The sequence below is a fragment of the Geobacillus sp. TFV-3 genome (assembly GCF_009901865.1).
Lineage (GTDB): Bacteria > Bacillota > Bacilli > Bacillales > Anoxybacillaceae > Geobacillus > Geobacillus thermoleovorans_A.
On record NZ_MPSP01000001.1, the window covers coordinates 1170575 to 1193721 of the forward strand.

Consider the following 23147-nt stretch of genomic DNA (forward strand, 5'->3'; position numbering starts at 1 on the left):
CGACGATGCCTGTCATTTCGTATATTGATGCGGTTACGATGGCGATTCGCGAAGAAATGGAGCGCGACCCGCGCGTGTTTGTGTTAGGAGAAGACGTCGGCAAAAAAGGTGGAGTGTTTAAAGCGACGCAAGGATTGTACGAGCAGTTCGGCGAAGAGCGCGTCATCGACACGCCGCTTTCGGAATCGGCGATCGTCGGCGTTGGCATCGGCGCGGCGATGTACGGCTTGCGCCCGATTGCTGAGATTCAGTTTGCCGACTTTATTATGCCGGCGGTCAACCAAATTATTTCCGAAGCGGCCCGCATCCGCTACCGCTCAAACAACGACTGGAACTGCCCGATTGTGATTCGCGCCCCGTACGGCGGCGGGGTGCATGGCGCCCTGTACCACTCGCAATCAGTGGAAGCGATTTTCGCCAATCAGCCGGGGCTGAAGATCGTCATGCCGTCGACGCCGTACGATGTGAAAGGGCTTTTGAAAGCGGCGATTCGCGACGAAGACCCGGTGCTCTTTTTCGAGCATAAACGCGCCTACCGCCTCATTAAAGGGGAAGTGCCGGAGGACGACTACGTGCTTCCGATCGGCAAGGCGGACGTCAAGCGTGAAGGAGATGACATCACAGTCATCACGTACGGGCTATGCGTCCATTTTGCTTTGCAGGCGGCCGAGCGCGTCGCCCAAGACGGCATTTCCGTTCACCTATTGGATTTGCGCACCGTCTATCCGCTTGATAAAGAAGCGATCATCGAAGCGGCGAGCAAAACGGGGAAAGTGCTGCTCATCACGGAAGACAATAAAGAAGGCAGCGTCATGAGCGAAGTTGCGGCCATTATTGCTGAGCATTGCCTGTTTGAGCTCGACGCGCCGATTATGCGCTTGGCCGGTCCGGACGTCCCGGCGATGCCGTATGCGCCGACGATGGAAAAGTTCTTTATGGTCAATCCGGAAAAAGTCGAAAAAGCGATGCGCGAACTCGCGGCGTTTTAAGGCGAAGACATTGCAGCAAAGATAGGAGGGTATCGATGTGGCCATCGAACAATTGACGATGCCTCAGCTTGGGGAGAGCGTCACCGAAGGCACGATCAGCAAATGGCTCGTCTCCCCGGGCGATAAAGTGAACAAATACGATCCGGTCGCCGAAGTCATCACCGATAAAGTGAGCGCGGAAATTCCGTCGTCGTTTGCCGGTGTCATCCGCGAGCTGATCGCCAAAGAAGGAGAGACGCTCCCAGTCGGCGCCCCGATTTGCACGATCGAAGTTGAAGGCGCCGCCGCGCCGGAAGCGAAGCCGGCGGAGGAAGCGTCGAAAGCGGAAGACAACGCTCCGCCGGCCGCTTCGAAAAAGGCCGACCGGGCAAACAACGGCCGCTACTCGCCGGCCGTGCTCCGCCTCGCCCAAGAACACGGCATTGACCTTGAACAAGTGAAAGGCACCGGCCTTGGCGGGCGGGTGACGCGCAAAGATTTGCTCAAACTCATTGAGTCCGGGCAAATTCCGAAAGCAGGAGCGGCACCGGCGGAAGAAGCGGCGCCAAAAGCCGAACCGAGAACGGAACAACCAACCCCGGCCGCCGCGCCGGTCCAACCGTCTGCCGCTGCCGCGCAAACCGCGCCGGCGACAGCGCCGATCAAACCAGCGGCGCCAACGATTGAAGCGGGAGCGGGCGACATCGAAATCCCGGTCACCCCGGTGCGCAAAGCGATCGCCGCGAACATGCTCCGCAGCAAACACGAAGCGCCGCACGCCTGGACGATGGTCGAAGTCGACGTCACCGACCTTGTCGCCTACCGCGATGCCATCAAAGACGAGTTCAAGCGGCGCGAAGGCTTCAATTTGACGTATTTCGCCTTCTTCGTCAAAGCGGTCGCCCAAGCGCTGAAGGAATTCCCGCAGCTGAACTCGGTGTGGGCCGGCGATAAGATCATCCAGCGCAAAGACATCAACATTTCCATTGCCGTCGCGACGGATGATGCCTTGTTCGTTCCGGTCATCAAGCACGCTGACGAAAAAACGATCAAAGGCATCGCCCGCGAAATCGCTGAACTGGCGGCGAAAACGCGCGCCGGCAAACTCCGTCCGGAAGACATGCAAGGCGGCACGTTTACCGTCAACAACACCGGCGCGTTCGGCTCGGTGCAGTCGATGGGCATAATCAATTATCCGCAAGCGGCCATTTTGCAAGTGGAAACGATCGTCAAACGCCCGGTCGTCAAAGATGGCATGATCGCCATCCGCGACATGGTCAACTTATGCTTGTCGCTCGACCACCGCGTCTTGGACGGCTTGATTTGCGGCCGCTTCCTCGCCCGCGTCAAAGCGATTTTGGAAAACATGAATAAAGACAACACGCCGATTTATTAACGGTTTGCCCCATCGCCTAGTGCGGAGGGGCTTTTTTCGTCGGGCGATTTCAAACTTCTTTCACAAATGTGATGTATAATGAGGGACAGAAACGAACGTGCAAAGGAGAACCGCCAAATGAATCGAGCAATCATGTGGATGTTGTTATGTGGGCTTTTGCTGCTAAGCGGCTGCGTGAAAACATCGTTTCCCCCGATCGCTGATTCGCTTTCGGTCATCATCAGCCTCGATGTCAAAGCGGAAACGGTCACGTTTTTGAACGCGAACAACGGCGAAAAGGTCGCTCGTTGGCACATCAACGAACCGTTTCAAGGCGGAGCGTTGAGCCCGGACGGACGGACGCTTCTTTTGTACGGACGGGAGCTTGACCGCGTGTATCGGTACGATTTGGCGACGGGAAAGCCGCTTTCGGAGTGGAAAACGGGAAGCGGCATCGTCAGCGCGGCTCCATCTCCCGATGGCCGCACGTGGTTTTTCGGCGACAGCGAACATCATGCCGTGCTTGTCGTGGACAAAGAGGGGAAGGAAATCGCCCGCCTTTCGGTCGGACGCTCTCCGATGACGCTGCTTGTCAATCGCCATGGAATGAGGCTGTATGCCATCGATTTTCAAGACGGCCGTGCGTTTGTCATCGATGTGGAACGACGCCGCGTCCTCCATTCGTTTGCGGTGCCCAAGCTCGCCCTGGGAGGATTGGTGCGCGAGCGGCAAGGGGAGCTTTGGGTCGGCGGGCATGGAAGCGGGAACAAGGTGGAGAAGAATATTCACGTCTATTCGCTTCAAGACGGCCGCTTGCTCCGGACGATTGCCGCCCCGGTCATGCCGGTCGATTTTGTCGAAACGCGCCGCGGCGTGTTTGTGCTAAGCCACGGTTCGAACACGGTCTATCAGTTTTCAAAAGAAGGAAAACAGCTCGCTTCGGCGTCTGTCGGCGCCAATCCGTTTGCCATGGAGGCGGCATCCGGCCGCCTGTATATCGCCAGCTATGACAGCGATGAAATCATCGTTGTCGACGAAGCGACGATGCGTCCGCTTGCCCGCTGGAAGACGGGAGACGGCCCGCTGCAGTTGCTCATTCGGGAGGGACGGTAAATGGACAAGCGAACGGTGTTGATTGTTGATGATGAAGAAGAGATGCGCCTGTTGGTCGGCATGTATTTGGAAAACGCGGGCTTCCGCTGCTTGGAAGCGGGAGACGGGGAGGAGGCGCTCGCGGTGATGGCGAGTCAAAAGGTGGACGCCATCTTGCTTGATGTGATGATGCCGAATCAAGACGGTTTTTCCGTCTGCGCCCGCATCCGCCAGCAGTCGGACGTGCCGATTTTGTTTTTGACGGCACTGGGGGAAGAATGGGATAAAGTGAAAGGATTGAAGCTTGGCGGCGACGATTACATCGTCAAGCCGTTCAGCCCCGGCGAGCTCGTCGCCCGTCTCGAGGCGGTGCTGCGCCGGATGCAGCGCGGGAGCGAGCACGACGGACGGCTGCAGTTTGGCGAGCTTGTCATCGATGAAAAAGGCCGGACGGTGGCCGTCGGCGGCGATCCCGTGAGGCTGACGTTGAAAGAGTTTGAGCTTTTGCTGTTTTTGGCGAAGCACCGCGGTCACGTGTTCAGCCGCGATGATTTGCTCATCAAGGTGTGGGGGTACGACTATACGGGAAACGCCCGCACGGTCGATACGCATGTGAAAACGCTGCGCATGAAACTGAAAGACGCCGCCCGCCATATCCAAACCGTATGGGGCATCGGCTACAAGTTTGAGGGATGAACATGAGGAGGCTTCGGTTAGGACAGAAAATATGGCTTTCGATCGGCGCGGCGGTCGTGGTGACGCTGGCGTTTTCGTTTGGCCTTTTGAATTATTTTTACCGGACGGTGTACATGAAAGAAGTCGAGCGAACGTTGATTGCGGAAGGGACGAGCCTCGCCCGCGACTATCGCGGCGGGGCCATCAGTGAGCCATACCGCCGCCAAATCGAATGGTATGACGAAAAATCGACCGCCACCATTCTGTTGATCGACAATCCGCGCGAATTGAGCGCCTGCTGGCCGTTTCCAGTCAGCTACGATTCCCTCGTGAGCGGCGGCGACCGGGAAACGCTGTTAGCCGGGAAGCCCGTCGTCAAAACGGGATACGAAAAGCGGTTCGGCCGCCGCGTGATGGCGGTCGTCGTTCCGCTTTTGGACGGCAAGCGGCTTGAAGGAGCGATTTACTTGTATTTGCCGTTAGCCGACGTTCAGGCAGCAACGAAGCGGGCGGCCTCTGTGTTTTGGCCGTTCGCCGCCGTGTTCGCCGGCGCGCTGTTGGTGGCCGGGCGGCGGATGGTGCTGCAGATGACCGAGCCGCTCCAAGCGATGGAACGAGCGGCAGAACGCATGGCGGAAGGACGTTATGAGGCGGACATCCCCGTGCGGAGCGATGATGAAATCGGCCGGCTTGCGAAGGCGTTCAACGAAATGGCACACGCTATCGCCAAAGAAGACGAGCGGAAGCGCGAGTTTTTAGCGAACGTCTCGCACGAGCTGCGCACGCCGCTCAGCTATATGAAAGGATACAGCGAAGCGCTCCTTGCTGGCCTCGCGAAAACGGAGGAGGAGAAAAAGGCGCATCTTCGCCTCATCCATCGCGAAACGGAACGGATGGAGCGGCTGGTGCGCGATCTTCTAGATTTGGCGCGTCTTGAAGGGCAAAGCGTGCCGCTCGAGCGCGCGCCGGTGGCGTTCGCCCAAGTGATCGAAGATGTCATCGCCACGTACGAACCGATCGCCGCGCAAAAGCGGATCGAGCTGGCGTGTGAGTTGGACTACGGCCTTATTGTCAATGGCGACGCCGATCGGCTCGAACAAGTCGTGCGCAACTTGCTTGACAACGCTATCCGCTACACCTCGGAAGGCGGCGTGGTGACGGTGCGGCTTTCCCGCTTGTCGGAAGCGGAAGGCGAGCTTGTCATCCAAGACACGGGCAAAGGCATTCCCAAAGACCAGCTCCCACTTCTCGGTCAGCGCTTTTTCCGCGTCGACCGCGCCCGCACCCGCAAAGAAGGAGGCACCGGCTTAGGGCTTGCCATCGTCAAACAAATCGTCGCCCTTCATGACGGGGCGATCGAGTTCGACAGCGACCTTGGACGCGGGACGACCGTATTCGTCCGCTTGCCGCTCGTTCGGGAAGAGGAATAAACATCGTTCAAGACGCAGGAATTGATGGTGTATAATCAATATAAAAAATAGGAGGGGGATGGAGGATATGGGCTCACCAGAAAAGGAACAGGCCCCTATGACCTACAAAGAGTATGCGGCGTGGCCGGAAGGAAAGCGTTGCGAGGTGTTGGACGGAAACATCATCAGCATGGCGCCGTCGCCGACGCCGGAACATCAATCCGTTTCGCTCCAGCTTTCCATTGAATTTGGGATGCATCTTCGTGGGAAGGATTGCCGCGTGTTGGCCGCCCCGATCGATGTGTATCTTTTCGAAGATCATCGAAAGCGATGGATGGATGAAAACGTCCGAAACTGGGTATGCCCCGATCTCGTCGTCATCTGCGACAAAAACAAAATTCAAAAAAATCGCATTGTCGGGGCGCCGGATTTGGTCGTGGAGATTTTGTTCCCCGCCACGGCCAAAATCGACCGGATGGACAAACGGATCGCCTATGAGCGGGCTGGGGTGAAGGAATATTGGATCGTTGACCCGGCGAATCAAGTGGTGGAAGTGTATTTGCGCGGAACAACAGGAAGACTGGAACTTCATGAAGTGTACAACCGGGATGAGGCTGTTTCCGTTCATGTATTGAAGGACTTCTTGATCGATTTGCGAAACATTTTCCAATGAATAAATGGCAGTTGAGATTTACGCTAAGCGGCGATTTGGAGGGGGACGAGGGAGGCTCATTAGAGCGTGCAACAACGCCCTCTTCCTTTTCATGGCGAAATGGCGGCATCCATACTTCGATGAATATAACACACGGGTGTTTTCCCGTTTCGATGTCGACCATTTTGAAAGGCTGTGGGATTCCTTGGCCTTTCTGTTCCAATCCGTATAAATGCAACGCCCTTGGCAAGTCATTTCGCTGTTTTTTTGTTCATTGCCCAAAATCAGCCTATGTACTACAATAAACATAGAACCCGTTTTTTCCCACGGAAGCGCCGTCTGTTCGTTTGGCATGATCGATCTCCGGACGTTGACGGCTTCAGGTGGGCAAAAAAACGAAAGCGGTTTCTTTTTTGGAAGAAAGACGCGAAAGGGGATGGGGAAATGAGCGATGTCGCGAAGATGAAGGAGGCGGCGTTTCCGGCTCCGACGGTCGAGGAGTGGGAGCGGGAAGCGGAAAGGTCGCTGAAAGGCAAGCCGCTCGATCGGCTTGTATCGATGACGTACGAAAACATTGCGGTGAAACCGCTCTATACGCGGCGCGATGTGGAGGCGCTCGGCCCGCTTGAGCAATACCCGGGCTTTGGCCGCTATGTGCGCGGGGCGCGTCCGGAAGGGTATCGGGGCGGGCCGTGGAAGGTGAGCCAGGAGATTTCGGCGGCGAGCCCGTCGGAATGGAACGAGGCGGCCAAGCACGACTTGGAGAAGGGGCAGACGGAAATCCATCTCGCTCTCGGGCGGTTGCCGTTTGCCGTCGAGTCGGTTGAGGATGTGGCGTCGATGTTTGCTGGTGTGCCGCTCGACCGCCATTCGCTCCGTGTGGACGCCGGGGAGCGGTCGCTTCCGTTTTTGGCGCTGCTCGCTGCTTATTTCAAGGAGCGGGGCGTGCCGCTGTCGAGCGTACGGGGCGCAATCGGCATGGATCCGCTCGGGGCGTGGGCGGAACAGGGGGCGCTTTCGTGTTCGCTTTCGCGGCTGTATGATGAAATGGTGGAAGCAACGAAGTGGGCGAAGGAACAAATGCCTGCCGTCCGCACCATGTTCGTGCGCGGCGAGCCGTACCATAACGGCGGGGCGAACGCCGTGCAGGAGCTGGCGTTTGCGCTGGCGACGGCGGTCGAGTACATCCGCGCCGGGCTCGACCGCGGGTTGACGGTGGATGACATCGCTACAAGGATGCAAGTGTCGCTGGCGGTCGGAGCCGACTTTTTCATGGAAATCGCCAAGCTGCGGGCGGCGCGGCGGTTGTTTGCACAAGTGATCGAAGCGTTTGGCGGCGGTGAATCGGCAAGGCGGATCGAGCTATATGTGCGCACGTCGCCGTTTACGAAAACGGTGTACGACCCGTATGTGAACATGCTGCGGGCGGCGGCGGAAGCGTTTGCGGCTGTTGTCGGCGGCGCCGATGGTGTGCACGTGTCGCCGTTTGACGAAGCGATCGGTCTTCCTGATGAGTTTTCGCGGCGCATCGCCCGCAACACGCAGCTCATTTTGCTTGAAGAGGCGCATATGGCGAACGTCATCGATCCGGCCGGCGGCTCATATTATGTGGAAACGTTGACCGCCAAACTCGCCGAAGAAGCGTGGAAGCTGTTCCAGCGCGTCCAGGAACAAGGCGGCATGATAAAGGCGCTCGCAGACGGCTTCGTGCAGGCGGAAGTGGAAGCGGTCGCCAAGCGGCGGCTCGATCGTGTCAAGACGCGGAAGGAAAAAATCGTCGGTACGAACGTGTACGCCAATTTGGAGGAAACGCCGATCGAAAAGCCGACGCAAGCCGCGGTGAAAGAGTTGCCGCCGCTGGAGGAAAAGCGGGTGGCTCATATTCGCAGCGCGCTTGCCTTCGGGAAGTGGATGGAAGCGGCGATTGATGCGGCTCGTCGCCGAGCAACCGCTCGGGAAATCGCGGCGGCCTTCGCTGACGAAAACTCGTCCATCCGCATTGCGCCGATTCGCGCATGGCGCTTGGCCGAGCCGTTTGAGCGGCTGCGCAAGGCGGCCGAGAAGCATGCGGAACGCACGGGAATCCGGCTTTCCGTTCACTTGATCAATATCGGACCGCTTGTCCGCCATCAGGCGCGCGCCGATTTCATCGCCGGGCTGTTTGCGGCCGGCGGGGTGGCGGCCGAGCGGAGCGGCGGCTTCGCTTCGGTCGAGGAAGCGGTCGAATGGGTGCGGAACACGAACGGAACGCATTATATCGTGTGCGGCGCCGACGACGACTACCCGGCGTTCGTCCCGGCGTTGGCGGGGGCGTTCAAGCAAGCCAAGCCGGACGCGAAGCTGTATGTGGCCGGAAAACCGCCGGAAGAGCTTGAAAAAACGTATGCTGCTGCCGGCGTAGACGGATCGATTCATCTCGGTTCGAACGCGTACGATGTGGTCGCGGCGTTTCTCACGGAAAGAGGGGTGGCGTTGGATGGCGAAGTACGTTGATTTTACCAACATGCCGCTTTCCGCCATAGCGGCCGATGTGGATGAGAAACAGTGGAGAGATGCGGTGGAGCGGCGCGTGCAAGCGTCGATCGATGAGCTCTTGTTTCAGACGAACGAGCACATTGCGGTGAAGCCGCTTTATACAAAGGAAGACATCGATGGGCTTGATTTTCTCGATTATATGCCCGGCTTGCCGCCGTACTTGCGCGGGCCGTATCCGACGATGTATGTCGTGCGGCCGTGGACGATCCGCCAATACGCCGGCTTTTCGACCGCCGAGGAGAGCAACGCGTTTTACCGGCGCAACTTGGCGATGGGGCAAAAGGGATTGTCGGTCGCGTTTGACTTGGCGACGCACCGCGGCTATGACTCCGACCATCCGCGCGTCGTCGGCGACGTCGGCAAAGCGGGGGTGGCCATCGACTCGGTGCTCGATATGAAAATTTTGTTTGACGGCATCCCGCTCGACCAAATGTCGGTGTCGATGACGATGAACGGGGCGGTGCTCCCGATCATGGCGTTTTACATCGTCACGGCCGAGGAGCAGGGAGTGACGCAGGACAAACTGTCGGGCACAATCCAAAACGATATTTTGAAAGAATATATGGTGCGCAACACGTACATTTACCCGCCGGAGATGTCGATGCGCATCATCGCCGACATTTTCGCCTATACGGCGAAATACATGCCGAAATTCAACAGCATCAGCATCTCCGGCTACCATATGCAGGAAGCCGGGGCGCCGGCTGATCTGGAGCTGGCGTACACGCTCGCCGACGGGCTTGAGTACGTGCGCACCGGCTTGAAAGCGGGCATTGACATCGACTCGTTCGCGCCAAGGCTGTCGTTTTTCTGGGCGATCGGCATGAACTACTTTATGGAAGTGGCGAAAATGCGGGCGGCGCGCCTCATGTGGGCGAAAATGATGAAAACGTTCCACCCGAAAAATCCGAAATCACTCGCTCTAAGAACGCATTCGCAAACGTCGGGCTGGAGCTTGACCGAGCAAGATCCGTTCAACAACGTCGTGCGTACGCTCATCGAGGCGCACGCGGCGGCGATGGGGCATACGCAGTCGCTCCATACGAACGCCTTGGATGAAGCGATCGCCTTGCCGACCGATTTTTCGGCGCGCATCGCCCGCAATACGCAGCTGTACTTGCAGGAAGAAACGGGCATTTGCCGGACGATCGACCCGTGGGCCGGTTCGTATTACGTCGAGACGTTGACGAACGAATTGATGAAGCGGGCGTGGGCGCATATCGAAGAAATCGAAAGCCTTGGCGGGATGGCGAAAGCCATTGAAACGGGCATCCCGAAAATGCGCATCGAAGAAGCGGCGGCCCGCCGCCAAGCGCGCATCGACTCGGGGGCGGAAACGATCATCGGCGTCAATAAATACCGTCCGGAAAAGGAAGAGCCGATCGACATTTTGGAAGTCGACAACACAGCCGTGCGCCAGCGGCAAATCGAGCGGCTGAACGAGCTGAGGGCGACGCGCGACAACGAGCAAGTCGAAGCGGCGCTTGACGCCATTACGAAAGCGGCGGAAACGGGCGAAGGGAACTTGCTTGAGTTGGCCGTCCAAGCGGCGCGCGTCCGGGCGACGCTCGGGGAAATTTCGTACGCGATCGAAAAAGTGGCGAACCGCCATCGCGCTGCCATCCACTCGATCAGCGGCGTGTACAGCTCGGAATACAAAAACGAAGCGCAGCTGGAACGGGTGAAGCGGCGGGTGGAGCAGTTCGCGGAACTTGAAGGGCGGCGCCCGCGCATCTTGATCGCGAAAATGGGGCAGGATGGGCACGACCGCGGGGCGAAAGTCGTCGCCACAGCGTTTGCCGATTTAGGGTTTGACGTCGACATCGGCCCGCTCTTTCAAACGCCGGAAGAAACGGCGCGCCAGGCGGTCGAAAACGACGTGCACGCCGTCGGCATCAGCTCGCTCGCCGGCGGACATAAAACGCTCGTGCCGCAGCTTGTTGCGGAGCTCGAAAAACTCGGCCGCGGCGACATTCTCGTTTTTGTCGGGGGCGTCATTCCACCGCAAGACTACGCGTTTTTGTATGAGCACGGCGCCGCCGCCATCTTCGGGCCGGGCACAGTGATTCCGGAGTCAGCGGAAAAAGTGTTGGATGAAATTTACGCGCGGCTTGGCTATGAGGAAGTGAACCAATGAACGGGGAAGAGAAACGGCGGGAACAGGAAAGCGGCCAGAGCGCAGCTTCGGACGGGCAGCCGCGGCGTCCGGAATGGGCGGATGGCGAAAGCGCGTCGTCGTATGTGCAAGCCCCGCGCCCACCGGCGCCAAAGCGGGTCGTGAGACGGAAAGAGCGGTCGGTCGAAGAATACGTTCAAGGAGTGCTCGGCGGCGACCGCACGATATTGGCGCAGGCGATTACGCTTGTCGAAAGCAATGCGGCTCGTCATATCGATTTGGCTCAACAAGTGTTAAATGAACTGTTGCCGCACGTCGGCCGCTCGATCCGCATTGGCATCACCGGCGTGCCGGGGGCGGGAAAAAGCACGTTCATTGAAGCGTTCGGCACGTTTTTATGCGAGCAGGGGCATCGCGTCGCCGTCTTGGCCGTCGACCCGACGAGTTCGTTGACCGGCGGCAGCATCCTTGGCGACAAAACGCGGATGGAGGCGCTCGCCCGCCATCCGCACGCCTTCATCCGCCCATCTCCATCCGGTGGGGCGCTTGGCGGCGTGCACCGGAAAACGCGCGAGACGATGATGCTGTGCGAAGCAGCTGGCTATGACATCATTTTGGTTGAGACGGTCGGCGTCGGGCAAAGTGAGTTTGTCGTTCGCGGGATGGTCGACTTTTTCCTCCTCTTGGCGTTAACCGGCGCCGGCGACGAGCTGCAAGGGATGAAGCGCGGCATCATGGAGCTGGTGGACGCCATCGTCATCAACAAGGCGGACGGCGATAATAAAGAAAAAGCGCGGGCGGCGCAAAAAGAATACAACCAGTTTCTCCATTACCTCCGCCCGGCCACGCCCGGCTGGGAGACGAAAGCGTACACGTGCTCGGCGCTGTTCGGTGAAGGGATCGCCGACATGTGGCGTGTCATTCAAACGTTCGTTGAGACGACGAAGCAATCGGGCGTGTTTTTCGACCGCCGCCGCCAGCAGCAAAAAGACTGGATGCACGCCATGATCAAAGAATATGTAGAAACGCGCTTTTTCGCCGACCCAATCGTGAAAGAAAAGCTCCCGATGCTTGAGAACAGCGTCATTTCCGGCGCCAAGCCGGTCACCGCCGCCGTCCGCGAGCTGATCGAAGCGTATGAACGGAGGATCGACGATCAAATATGATATGATAAACGTAAATCACAGGAGGTGTCACAATGTTTCAATTCCAATTTCCGCTCTATAACGACATCGTCGAACAAGCGCGGCGTGAAGCGGTCGAAGCCGGATTTGAAGAGCTGCGCACGCCGGAAGACGTCGATGCGGCGTTCCGCCGTCCGGGCACAACGCTTGTCCTCATCAACTCCGTGTGCGGCTGCGCTGGCGGCATCGCCCGTCCGGCAGCAGCCCACGCGGTTCATTACGACAAGCGCCCGGACCATTTGGTGACCGTCTTTGCCGGCCAAGACAAAGAAGCAACGGCCCGTGCACGCGAATACTTTGTCGGCGAGCCGCCATCCTCGCCGTCGTTCGCCTTGTTAAAAGACGGGAAATTGTGCGCCATGCTGCACCGCCACGACATCGAAGGGCACGAGCCGGTCGCTGTCGTGCAAAAGCTGCAGGCGCTGTTTGATGAATATTGTGAGGAAGTGTGAAAGGAGAACCCGAAGTTCGAAAAGGGACTTCGGGTTTTTGCATGGCCATTATTGTTTGTGATAATATAATTTTAAAGAGATCAGAGACAGGCAAACAGCAGTGCATATGATCATCATTTTAGCAGGCTTTCTCTTGCGATCAACTTTTTCTCTTGTTTCTATCAAAAACCAAAAACTAAAAAAAGGTATCCATTCAGCCCAATACTAGTGAGATTTTCAGAATTCAGCACCAATAGGGCATTTCCCGTATCGAAAATGCCCTAGGAGGAATGGAGAATCGTTTGGAGAGACTCCCCACTTAGAAGTCTTTGCAACGATTCCCAAACCGGCTTTCCGTGTTTTTGCAGGGTGGAAATGACGCTGCGAATGACACAGAAAGCCTCGGCATCGTCTTCCTGACGAAACGTTCCAGAAATTTTTTGTTTGACTTTCACCATCCGCAAATCGCGCTCGGCTTGGTTGTTGTCAAACGGCACTTCTTTCTTTCTCAGGAAGAGAAGCGCTTCTTGCTTGCGCTTTTCTAGACGCTGGATGAAATTCTGCGCGTTGCGGACGCCTTCATGCTTGCCTTGTCGGCAACGTTCCTCGAGTTCTCGGCGGCCATTCGCTAGAAGCTCGTCGTACACGGCTTCCCAATACCGGACTTCCTCCTCCGGCAGCGCTCCGCCCGCGTTCTCCACCGCCTGTTTCATCTCCAACAGTGCTTCGGTCATCTCTTTCGACCATGAATGGCCGTAAAGTTCTGTATATGCCCGAAGCTCCCGGAGATGATGGGCGTGGCAAAGGGCATGGCTCGCCTCTGTGTACATCGGGTGCACCGAATACGCATCGTGCACCATCGTTCCTTTGTACCGTGGCAAGAGCCCGATGTCGTCCGTCGCTTGCTTTCCACGGGAACGATGAAGCCCGTATCAGGTGACCTTGGCAGTAGAAGACACATGCACCCATTGGTTCTTTCTGTTCACACGCAGGCTCGTTTCATCGACGTGCAACGTCTTGGAAGCGAGCAACGCCGCTTCGATCTCTTCGAGCGCTGCTTCGAACACAGGGAGCCATCGTCTCGTCATGTTCACGACTGTGCCTGCACTCATCGAATGATCGACTAGCGCTTTGACCATCTCCGTGACACGCTCGCACGGGATCAACTGCGCATGATTCCAGTATAAAATGAGCGAAGTGATGACCGGTCCATATTGTACATGATTGGTTGCATAGAAAGGGAACTCCGCCTGCTGGACAAGTCGGCATTCCGGACAACGCTTGATTTCCCGCTCATGTTGAGTCACTTCCATTCGAGCCACAGGGAGATCGAACACTTGGCGGATATCTACTCGAAAAGGAACGACCTCTTCCAAAGAGTGACCACATCCTTCGCATTGGGTAACGCGGTGAAGGACTCGGTGGTCAGGATTGGGGACTTGACGGAGCGTCGTTCCTCGGTGCCCCGGTTGCCCTCCCGGCTGTTTCTGCGACGGTTGGCGAGAAGGGGATTTCGCCACAAACCGGTCAGAGGACGGCGGTAAGTGGCTGTTCGTACTGTTTTTTTTCGTACGGGCTTCTAATTCTGCGATACGTGTTTTTAGTTGTTGGTTTTCTTGACGCAGCTGCTCGTTTTCTCGGATGAGTGTTTCAATCGTTTGGGCTTGGTGTTCGATTTTGGCCACCATGCTTTCGAGTGTGAAGACCGCTTGTTGGAAATCAAAAACAACGTTTGCCATTGTGTTCACCTCCCTTGTCTAGGATGGTACTAGTATAGACAAGGGGAGCAGAAATAAACCCGATCTCGTAAACTTTTTCTATGTAATGGCTGAACAGTTACTATTTATCAATGTCCATAAGAACATCATAACAAAAAAAGTGTAATTGTGGTAAATTTATAATATAAATTCGGTTCTTTCCATGTTAGGAGGGTACATATGGCTCAAAAAACTCCTTTTATTGTTAAATTCAGTAATTTTTTGAGAGTGTCACGATTATTAGGCGGAATATTGGGAGCTATGAGTGGTTTTGTTGCATTAGGAAACGGCATTCCTCCTCAACTCTGCTTTATCATATCTGCCTGTGGCTTTATTGTTGGTCGTTTGTTAAGTATAGGGATTATATTTATCGTATTATCGATACCTCTAAGCGCTTACATAGCAGAATCTAATCATTTATCTGAAAAAGGTAGTGTTCTAATTTTTACTATATGGGGAATAGCATTTATCGTAATTTGGTTACTGTTTAGACAGTGGGTGTTTTTTAGAGCGGATATTGTTAAGCAAAAACTCCGCATAGACGATTCCTTTAAATTAAATGATACGCCTGTTATTACAGCTCCTAGCGATATAATTCGGGGCATAAGTGGGATTGATAAGTTTGCTAAACAATTGGAAAAAGACCCTTCCAACCCTTTAAATTGGCTTCTCTTCGGAAAGGCAATGAAAGCAAATAAGTCTCTTTCTATTGGGTATAGACTGATAAAAGCTCCTTTGAACCCTGTCAGTGTATTGACATCAATAGGTATTCAACATGCTATTAAGTACGTAGAGGGGACTTCACGAGTAATTACACCAGAAAAGTGCCATTTAATCTCCATTATGTTGGCTAAAAAAAGAATATCAGAAAGAGGTGTCTCTCCAGAAGATTTCCTCATTATCGGACGAAATTATGATGTGCTATCAACACTAGCGCATTCTGAAGAGGATGAATTGAAATTTACTAGATTAGCTATTCAATATATTAGTGCAGCAGCTGAAAAAGCTAAAGACGCTCAATTTAAAGCGGAAGCATGTTATTATTTGGCGGAAATATACCATAGTCTTGGAGAAGATGAGTTAATGATTCGCTTTGCTAATATTTCAAGAAAATTAGGGTTTACCCCTGCTATTCTTTTAATTGATGATTATATTAAGAAATATGGATTACATATTTCTGAAAAGGAATATATTAAGTTGGTTCAGAATCTTGTGGATAAAGGATTTATTGATTTTCAGTATGATTATCGCCCTAGTGTAGGAAGAAGACTTAAAGATGCATTTGTTTCCCTTGTTAGAGGGCAAGGAGCCAAACTGTATAAGAGTCTTATTAGCTTAGATAAAGTTCTTAATGAGAAATAGGGGGGAAGGATAGTGGCATTTGATGATTTTTACGACCTTGATATTGATTTAAACAATCTGATTGATGAAAAGGATTTGGCGACGACAGACTTGGACAACGACGGTATCCCAGACTCAATAGACACGGATTTAGCGGGAATTGTCGGTATAGGTGATAAATTCGAATTAGACTTAGTAGGTTTACCGTTACCGGACGAATACGAAGTAGATTTAAATAAAAACTCATTGGTTGATAAGTTTGAAAAAGACATATTGGGTGGTCCCTTAAAACGACTTGGTTATGATTTTAATAAAGATGGTAACATCGATGCTATAGATGTAACGATTTTAAGAAATTTAATCGACATGTAGGTTGGGGTGTAGTATGCCAAGGCATTTATATTTAATACTTGTTACTATAATAATCGCAATCGTATTAAACGTATATGTTGTAAGCAAAGATAATAGAAATAATACCGACAATGTAAGTGAAGATATCACATTGGAAGGTAGTACAGTAGACGATAATATAGCAGAGGATAATATAGCAGAAGATAGTACACCAGAAGATAGTACAGCGGAGGTTGCTTCAAGCCAAGAACCAGAGGAATACAATGAAGATATTTCTAATAATCAGCTGGAAGAGAACACAATAAGTGAAAGTGATGTTGAGACCAGTTTACAAGATAATTCTGAACAAATAAATGAAAACGGTGATGATATTTATCAATACCTAAGTGAGTTGGCGGACGGGCATATAGAACAACTTATCTCATTACGAAATGCCAAAGTGGAAGAAGCGATTTCCGTTCTAGGAGAACCAAAAACACAACATGAGGGAACACCGGAAAGTGATGATACTCCTTATCTTGAATATGACAAATTTTGCTTGGGCTACACGCTTAATGATGAAGGAGAAGAAGTGATAAACGAAATAAATCTTATTAATTTACCTAATATGACATACGAAGATGTCATCAATAAATTTGGAGAACCTGACTATTATGATGATTCCGGTGATAATCTGTACAGTGAGGATTATTTTAGTTATGAAATGGACGGTTTTACGGCCGTATTTAAATACGACCACTTTGATGAAAAGAAACAAATTTTGTCTATTGGATTAGAATGAACGTGTGGGAAATGGTCATCTAAATAGCTAGATGATTATTTCCCATTTATCACTAACATTGCATAAACGTCATTACCTAAATGTCAAGGTTTCTGCGTTTCAATAGGGTATGCCAGCACACTAATAAGACGGAATATCCTGTATTATTAAAAGATAAAAAAGACAGTTCACTCTGTGATGATTCTTTATCCATCTTTTTCTATAACCCCTTACTCTTTCCATGGCGCAAGAAAGATAGGTGTAAATTATCATTTTATTTCAGCACAAAACGCCCATTTTTTTGCACATTCTTTCAGAAAGCCCTCTCCCCTTTTCTGAAGGAATGTGCTAAATTTTTTGTGAATTGTTTCGGACAAAGATTTCCATTCGTTTCAATGAGGGGAAGGAAGTGTGATCCAGTTTCACGACTTTGGCATTGACATTCAAACGTATACGGATCTCACATTTCGCACCCCAGTAGTGCAGAAACAAAGGATTTTTTATTCATTTTTTTAAAATATTTTTTGAGCCAACACAACAAGCGATGGCAATCCTTTTTTTACCATCGCTCATCGTTCCTTATGAGATTAGACGTAAATGCTTTCGTCCATTCCCAACTCTTGCAGAATCCTTCGCTGCTCGTAGGTGAGCGGTTTCCCTAACGCGCGTTGGATTTGCCCATCCGGCAGCTCCAACAGGACGACTTTCACATACCAGAACAACTGAAAAATCGCCTGCCCGGTCGGACGGGTCAGCTTGCGGCCTCCTGCGCCCTTTAACGGGCACTCCGGCGTAATAAACTGACGCACCCGGCGCTGGAAGACGCGGTAAATGGCCAATGCGAGGAGAAACAAATAGCCCAACACCGCCACTCGTTCCGGTTTTTTCACGTAAATCTCGTCCGTAAAGAACGGATCTTTCAGGAAGGAGAAGTTCATTTCCATGTTTAGTGCAAAATAAAAATACAGAGTTCTGCAACGAAACGTGCAGAGCCTAAGGCAAAGAAAAAAGGCTTGCCAGCCCCTAACATTTCCTCTACTGTGGAAGTTGTGAACACATAAACCAAACAGTGGAGGAGCGAAAGGATGCTGGCAATGCCCGAAATGAATCGTATCAGAAAACTGCGTGAAAAGAAAGGGTTATCGATTGCGGAAATTTCCCGCGAAACGGGATATAACTGGAGAACGGTCAAGAAATACGCGGATGGCGGCATTTCTGTCCAACCAACCATCAAACGCAAAAAGGGGATGATGGAGGAAGAAGGATACGGGCAAATCATTGATGACTGGTTGGAGGAGGATGCCAAGCTGCCGAGAAAACAACGGCGAACGAACAAGACGATGTTTGAAGCGCTTTGTCGTGACCATGGATTTCAAGGCTCGTATCGCACCGTTTGCGCGTACGTGCAAAAACGAAGACCGCAGCTCAAACTCGAGAAAGAACAGCGCTATGAACGACTTGAGCACCCGCCAGGCGAGGCGCAGGTGGATTTCGGGAAGATGACGGTGGTGACGAAGGAGGGGAAGGAAGAAGAACGATCGGTTTTGATCGTAAGCTTCCCGTATAGCAACGCTGCGTTTGCTTATCCGCTGCCGGCGGAAAACAGTGAATGCTTCCTCCATGGGTTGACGCAGCTGTTTCGTCAGGCTGGGGGAGTGCCAAAGGCATTGCGCATTGACAATTTGTCCGCGGCCATCGTGTCGATTCGAAAAGGGGGAGAACGCCAATTCACCGAGGCTTTTGAGAAATTTCAACTCTACTATCGGTTTGATGTACAAGTGTGCAATCCATACAGCGGACATGAGAAAGGAAATGCGGAGCGAAAAGTCTATTACACTCGCAACCTTTGTTTCGTCCCGGCTCCGTTGATCGAGTCGGATCCGGAGCTGGTGGAGTGGCTGCATCGCAAGATGGTCGAGGACCGAAACCGCCCTCATTATGAAAAGGGGCGGTTGATAGAGGAGCTATGGCAGGAAGAGCGGCCGGAGCTGTTGGCGTTGCCGGAACAAGATCTTCCGATCTTCTCCCTCGATCACGCTTACGTGAATAAGTACGGAGAAGTGATGGTGGATGGGAAGGCGTTCGTCGTCCATGGCCTGTCCGTCCCCAACCGGGTATTGGTGAAAAAAGAGTGGGATCGTTTCTTTGTGCTCTCTCCTGACGGAGGCATACATCTTGAGATGCCAAGGCCGTATACGAACGTGAAACGCGAGATCCCTTGGAAAGAGATTTTCGCTGAGTGGGAGACCAAACCCCAGGTTGTCGGGCATTCCCGATACGGGGCGTACTTGCCGGAAGCGATCCGAACGTATCTGGCTGGCACCCCGCCCCAGGTGGCGGCCCGTTTGAAAGGGCTGCGAGCGCTGTTGGATCGTTGCACGCTTTATGAAATCGCCCAGTGGCTCGATGAGAACCAGCGATGGGACTTGGCTCCTCATGAAATCGGGGTGTTGATGGAAGCCGAGCAATCCCATTACCCGGCCAAGTGGAAAGAATCGTACACCCCTTCCGTCCTGATCGACTATGAAACGGACTTAACGGTGTATGATCAACGTCTTCATCCTGTTCGGGAAGGGGTGTCCAGGGATGAGAGCAGAGGTGAAAGAGATTTGTAAAGCCCTGCATTTGGCCTATATCGCGGATCGATTCGAGGAGGTGATGTTCGAAACGAAAGAACAGTTTTTGCGGGATGTATTGGCGCTGGAGCTGTCGTGCCGCCAGCAGGCGAAACAGGCCCGGCTGATCAAGAAAGCCAAGTTTCGGGAGTTGAAATGGCTGAAGGATTACGAATGGTCGGATCACATCCACTGGCCGACCACGACATCGAAGAAGGAATTGTGTGACCTTCGCTTTTTGGAGCGAAAACAAAACGTTCTGCTTTTAGGCTCGCCCGGGACAGGAAAAACCCATCTCGCCACAGCGCTCGGCATCCAGGCGTGCCAACAAGGCCATGAGGTTCGGTTTTTCCGCGTTGCGGATCTCGTCGCCCAGCTGGAAGAGGCATTGAAAAATGGCACGCTCGGGCGGCTGAAACGAAGCATCGATGCGTGCGAACTGTTGATATTGGATGAACTCGGCTATGTGCCGTTTCAAAAGCAAGGATCGGAGCTGTTGTTTCATATTATCGCCGACTGTTATGTGCGAAAAAGCGTCATCGTGACGTCGAATCTGGAATTTGGACAGTGGAATCGGGTGTTTGGGGACAACCGCTTGACAGCTGCGCTGGTGGATCGCTTGGTTCACCATGCCCACATCCTGGCCTTTACGGGAGAGAGCTATCGACTGCGGAACGCTCTCTCCGCGATCCAGCCGTCCCTCTTCCCCCGGTCTGGAACCTTAAGTCTTGAGCTGGCAAGCCTATGTATTTTTTCTTGCACTTCTCTGCATTTTTTGCTTGCAAAAAACACATTTCCACCGAGATCTGCCCTTTATACAGCTTCAAGATCTCTTTCGCGTCCATTCGTCGGTCCTTCCATTCCTCCGGCACCGTCGTGACGAGAACAAACCGGGACGCTTTCCGTCTCGCCTGTTCCCACGCGTCTTGGTCGAATTCCACGCTCAGGCGAAGGGTGTACAGCGTCTCCATTTCCGGTTCCGCCCCTTTTTTCGGCCGTCCGCGCCGTTTTTTCGGACGCACGATCTCTTCGACGACGGCCTCCACTCGATGGAACCGGGGACGAAGGGATGCCTTGAGGGATGCCAAGGCTTGTTCGGCGTCTTCCCGGCACGAAAACGGGTGGCGCTCCCAACGGGCTTGTTCCTGCGCAAGAAGCTCCGCTTCTTGTGCTCGTTCTTTTTCGAGCGTCTTTCCTTTCCGTTGGTCGAGGGCACTCGATTCGACGACGACCAGTCGAACCGGATGTCCTTCATACGTCGATGTCGTTTCCCATACCCGATACGTGGCGCCGTTTTTCTCCGCCAGCGAAAATGGATCGCTCCACGTCGTGTCCCTGGCATCGGCTTGCGCCAGCACGGTTTTCACGATCCGGAGCGACGAAGGGCCTCTGGTGATCAAAAAGGCGTTCGCCGCTTTCGTTTGCGCCAGCGTGTCCTTCGTCATCACGGCGGAATCCGCCACATAAATCCATTCGTCCTCGATCTTCGCTTGCTTCAGCTGCTCATGGACACGGGACAGCACCTCGGGATTCCACGTTTTGTCCGGCAGGTTGCCGTCGTGCACATCTCCATAAAAAGGAACGCCATCCTCGTTGCCGATCAGTCCGAAGCCGATCTGCTTTTGCCAATGGTGTTGCCGGTTGTAGCCATGGGCAATATGCAGGGTATCCGGCGAGGCCGATTCATACGTGCCGTAAACCGATACATCGGTCGTATCGGCATGGAACACCCGAAGGGGGATGCCTTCCTCCTTGTAGATCTGCACAAGGCAAGCCGAAATGACTTGATGGATGTTGGCATCATACAGGCGATCCAGATGGCGGGCGATGGCATCGTCATTGAACCAAGAAGGCTGGAGCCCCGGCCGGATCAGCTTGGGCAAATCGATTTCATGCGCCCATCGTTCCAAATGAACCAGCGCTTGACGGCCGCTCAAGATATCCAGGATGAGCAGCCAGACCACATCGCTGGCTCGGGTTTGGCATTGGGGATCCACCGGAACCAGCCGGTCAATCAGCTGGGGGAGGCCAAGATCCTTGAAGATGGCGCTTATTATATTCAAATAGGAACTTTCATAAATAGCACGAATTCGAACGTCCATGGTGTGGAAACTCCTTTGCATTCCTTGTGTACCAAGGACCTATTCGACATCGGGATGAAAAAATCCTCCCGATTTTCGTCGGGAGGGTGCGAAATGTGAGATAATCCGCAAAAATTTTGCACATTATTTCGGAATCCATCTGAAATAATTTGAAAAAGGGATTCTGAAATAATTTGCTAATTTACAACTCGCTTTGTTTCATCGGAATACTCCTTTCCATGATAGTGTTTCTGCCGATGAATGGTGGTTGGAGCCTCATTCTGTTTTAGATATTTGCTTACGGTATTTCTTGAAATCCCTAATTTTTGAGCAATTTGTCGTTGGGATAGCCCTTCTACCTCATGCAAGAATTTGATATGATGAAATTGAGCCATCTTGATCATCCTTTTTCTCTCCCTCTGATGAAAAGTTTAAGCACTTTCAATCATAAGGGAGGTAATGAAAATTGGAAATCAGGTGGCTCATTTTTTATGTGATCGAACCGTTGAAAAGTGGCTCAATTTTATATAAATGCACCTTGAAAAGTTAACTTTTCGATTACGCGGCACACCCCAAGCGCCGCAACACTTCCTCCGGGCGTTCCTGAATGTAATGAGCAAATCGTTGAACCGCTTGCAGGATCTCGTGGCGGTCTTTGTGAAAGGCGTTGGCGATCACCGTATCCTTCAGCCATTTCCACAAACGCTCGATCGGGTTGAGCTGCGGCGAGTAGGGCGGCAGATACAGGAAATGAAAACATTGTCCTTCTTCTCGCAAAAAGTCCTTCACCATTCGAGCGTGATGAATCCGGGCATTGTCCAAGACGAGCGCAATCATCCGGTTGGGATGCCGCTCTTTGAGCAGGCGCAAGAAATCCAAGAACGTCGTGGCGTTGGCGGCTTCTGCTTGGTGAAGCACGGTGTCCCCATCGTGGACGTTCACGGCGCCAAATACCGAAACATGGGCATGATGGCCGAATGTCGGCACACGTTTTTGACGGCCGACCTCGGACCAAGTGGATCGCAAGACATGATAAGAGCGGATATGCGTTTCATCGATGTACAGAAGAACGGCATCTTCTGTCTCCTTGGTGATCAAGTTTTTTTTATCAAATCCATTTGCTTTTCAAATTGCTTTTGCTCATCCGGATTCCCTTTCGCCAGCGTGTACGTAGGGCGAGTCCATGACAGACCTTGACGGTGCAGGAGTTTTCGCAGCGCTTCACGGGAAAGCCAAACACCAAAGTGCTTTTCGACATAGGATTGCAGGAGTTTGGTGTTCCACGCCGAAGCGACGTCCCAGCCCAGTTCCGCGGGAGTGGTGGTCAACACAAGCTGTTTGATCTCTTCCTGCTGTTCTTCGGTGAGAAACGGCTCCCGTCCGGGGGCGAAATCCCGATGAAGCAAGAGCTCCAGACCGCCTTCGTTGAACAGCGACACATAATGGGAAACGGTTTGTCGGCACACGTTGACCATGGAGGCCGCCTCTTTGCCCAAATAACCTTCCATGACCAAACGAACCGCCATCACCCGTTGGCGAAGAAGCGCGTTTTTGATTTTCCGTTCCTGTTTGCGAAGCGTCCGTGGCGTCCATCCGTGATCATGGGTGATGTTGAGACGTTTCATGAATGATCCCGCTCCTTTTCCATAGGTTTCCTTAGGAACAGGATAACCGGAGTGTGCACCGGTTATACGAAGGTTAACTTTTTAATGAGCATGTATATAGATTATCAAATACACCAGTATGACAAAACAAATAATGCAGGGGGAGCGCTCTTGTTCAGGCGCTCCCCCGAAACGAAACGA

The 23147-nt window shown here is 53.1% G+C and carries 17 protein-coding genes and 4 pseudogenes; 15 read left to right on the plus strand and 6 right to left on the minus strand.

All coding sequences use genetic code 11. The features are described 5' to 3' along the window. The first annotated feature begins 5 nt into the window (after positions 1–5). The 10 genes from BJQ97_RS05955 (at position 6) to BJQ97_RS06000 (ending at position 12458) form a co-directional block, all read left to right on the plus strand. Complete coding sequence (locus BJQ97_RS05955) at positions 6–989, plus strand: alpha-ketoacid dehydrogenase subunit beta (RefSeq protein ID WP_160155878.1); 984 nt, start codon at positions 6–8, stop codon at positions 987–989. A 37-nt stretch (positions 990–1026) separates the two neighbouring features. Beyond that, entirely contained in the window at positions 1027–2364 is a 1338-nt protein-coding gene (locus BJQ97_RS05960) for a dihydrolipoamide acetyltransferase family protein (protein WP_160155879.1), read from the plus strand. Between the two features lie 117 nt (positions 2365–2481). Further along, a complete protein-coding gene (locus BJQ97_RS05965; protein WP_160155880.1) occupies positions 2482–3456 on the plus strand; it encodes a YncE family protein in 975 nt (324 codons plus the stop codon). Continuing rightward, on the plus strand, positions 3457–4131 hold the full coding sequence (locus BJQ97_RS05970) for a response regulator transcription factor (RefSeq protein ID WP_160155881.1): 675 nt from the start codon (positions 3457–3459) through the stop codon (positions 4129–4131). Positions 4132–4133: 2 nt separating this feature from the next. Next, positions 4134–5540 carry a sensor histidine kinase gene (locus BJQ97_RS05975; RefSeq protein ID WP_160155882.1) on the plus strand — a complete coding sequence of 469 codons (1407 nt, stop codon included), beginning with the start codon at positions 4134–4136 and terminating at the stop codon, positions 5538–5540. A 67-nt stretch (positions 5541–5607) separates the two neighbouring features. Then, complete coding sequence (locus tag BJQ97_RS05980; protein ID WP_160155883.1) at positions 5608–6192, plus strand: Uma2 family endonuclease; 585 nt, start codon at positions 5608–5610, stop codon at positions 6190–6192. Positions 6193–6615: 423 nt separating this feature from the next. Continuing rightward, positions 6616–8664 (plus strand): methylmalonyl-CoA mutase family protein, encoded by a 2049-nt coding sequence (locus BJQ97_RS05985; RefSeq protein WP_160155884.1) that lies wholly within the window; start codon positions 6616–6618, stop codon positions 8662–8664. Further along, positions 8648–10843, plus strand: a complete 2196-nt coding sequence (gene scpA / locus BJQ97_RS05990; protein ID WP_160155885.1) for a methylmalonyl-CoA mutase — start codon at positions 8648–8650, stop codon at positions 10841–10843. The genes BJQ97_RS05985 and scpA overlap by 17 nt, the downstream gene beginning before the upstream one ends. After that, positions 10840–11988 carry a methylmalonyl Co-A mutase-associated GTPase MeaB gene (gene meaB / locus BJQ97_RS05995; protein WP_160155886.1) on the plus strand — a complete coding sequence of 383 codons (1149 nt, stop codon included), beginning with the start codon at positions 10840–10842 and terminating at the stop codon, positions 11986–11988. Before scpA ends, meaB begins: the two co-directional genes overlap by 4 nt. Before the next feature lie 32 nt (positions 11989–12020). Then, entirely contained in the window at positions 12021–12458 is a 438-nt protein-coding gene (locus BJQ97_RS06000) for a BrxA/BrxB family bacilliredoxin (RefSeq protein WP_011231850.1), read from the plus strand. 260 nt (positions 12459–12718) lie between these two features. On the opposite strand, the pseudogene tnpC reads toward BJQ97_RS06000, so the two are convergent. Further along, positions 12719–14176, minus strand: a pseudogene (tnpC, locus tag BJQ97_RS06005) (IS66 family transposase). 198 nt (positions 14177–14374) lie between these two features. Between tnpC and BJQ97_RS06010 the strand changes: the two are divergent. From BJQ97_RS06010 to BJQ97_RS06020, 3 genes are read left to right on the plus strand one after another with little or no spacing between them, the layout of a single operon-like run. Continuing rightward, the gene (locus tag BJQ97_RS06010) at positions 14375–15556 is read left to right on the plus strand and encodes a hypothetical protein (RefSeq protein WP_160155887.1); all 1182 of its coding nucleotides are present in this window, start codon (positions 14375–14377) and stop codon (positions 15554–15556) included. Between the two features lie 12 nt (positions 15557–15568). After that, positions 15569–15907, plus strand: a complete 339-nt coding sequence (locus BJQ97_RS06015) for a hypothetical protein (protein WP_160155888.1) — start codon at positions 15569–15571, stop codon at positions 15905–15907. Positions 15908–15920: 13 nt separating this feature from the next. Further along, positions 15921–16667, plus strand: coding sequence for a hypothetical protein (locus BJQ97_RS06020; protein WP_160155889.1), 747 nt, complete (start codon positions 15921–15923; stop codon positions 16665–16667). Positions 16668–17233: 566 nt separating this feature from the next. Here BJQ97_RS06020 and BJQ97_RS06025 read toward each other — a convergent pair. Continuing rightward, positions 17234–17596: pseudogene (locus BJQ97_RS06025) on the minus strand (IS1634 family transposase); the annotation flags it as partial. Positions 17597–17731: 135 nt separating this feature from the next. Here BJQ97_RS06025 and istA point away from each other — a divergent pair. After that, on the plus strand, positions 17732–19261 hold the full coding sequence (istA, locus tag BJQ97_RS06030) for an IS21 family transposase (protein WP_160155890.1): 1530 nt from the start codon (positions 17732–17734) through the stop codon (positions 19259–19261). After that, positions 19233–19986, plus strand: a pseudogene (gene istB, locus BJQ97_RS06035) (IS21-like element helper ATPase IstB). The gene istA and the pseudogene istB overlap by 29 nt, the downstream one beginning before the upstream one ends. Before the next feature lie 9 nt (positions 19987–19995). Here the strand turns inward: istB and BJQ97_RS06040 are convergent. From BJQ97_RS06040 to BJQ97_RS17875, 4 genes and pseudogenes are all read right to left on the minus strand, one after another. Further along, a pseudogene (locus BJQ97_RS06040) lies at positions 19996–21363 on the minus strand (IS1634 family transposase); the annotation flags it as partial. A 176-nt stretch (positions 21364–21539) separates the two neighbouring features. Further along, positions 21540–21746, minus strand: coding sequence for a sigma factor-like helix-turn-helix DNA-binding protein (locus tag BJQ97_RS18160; protein ID WP_407066439.1), 207 nt, complete (start codon positions 21744–21746; stop codon positions 21540–21542). 154 nt (positions 21747–21900) lie between these two features. After that, complete coding sequence (locus BJQ97_RS17870; RefSeq protein ID WP_268892780.1) at positions 21901–22440, minus strand: IS630 family transposase; 540 nt, start codon at positions 22438–22440, stop codon at positions 21901–21903. Further along, complete coding sequence (locus BJQ97_RS17875; protein WP_201451656.1) at positions 22437–22967, minus strand: IS630 family transposase; 531 nt, start codon at positions 22965–22967, stop codon at positions 22437–22439. The genes BJQ97_RS17870 and BJQ97_RS17875 overlap by 4 nt, the downstream gene beginning before the upstream one ends. Positions 22968–23147: the final 180 nt, after the last annotated feature.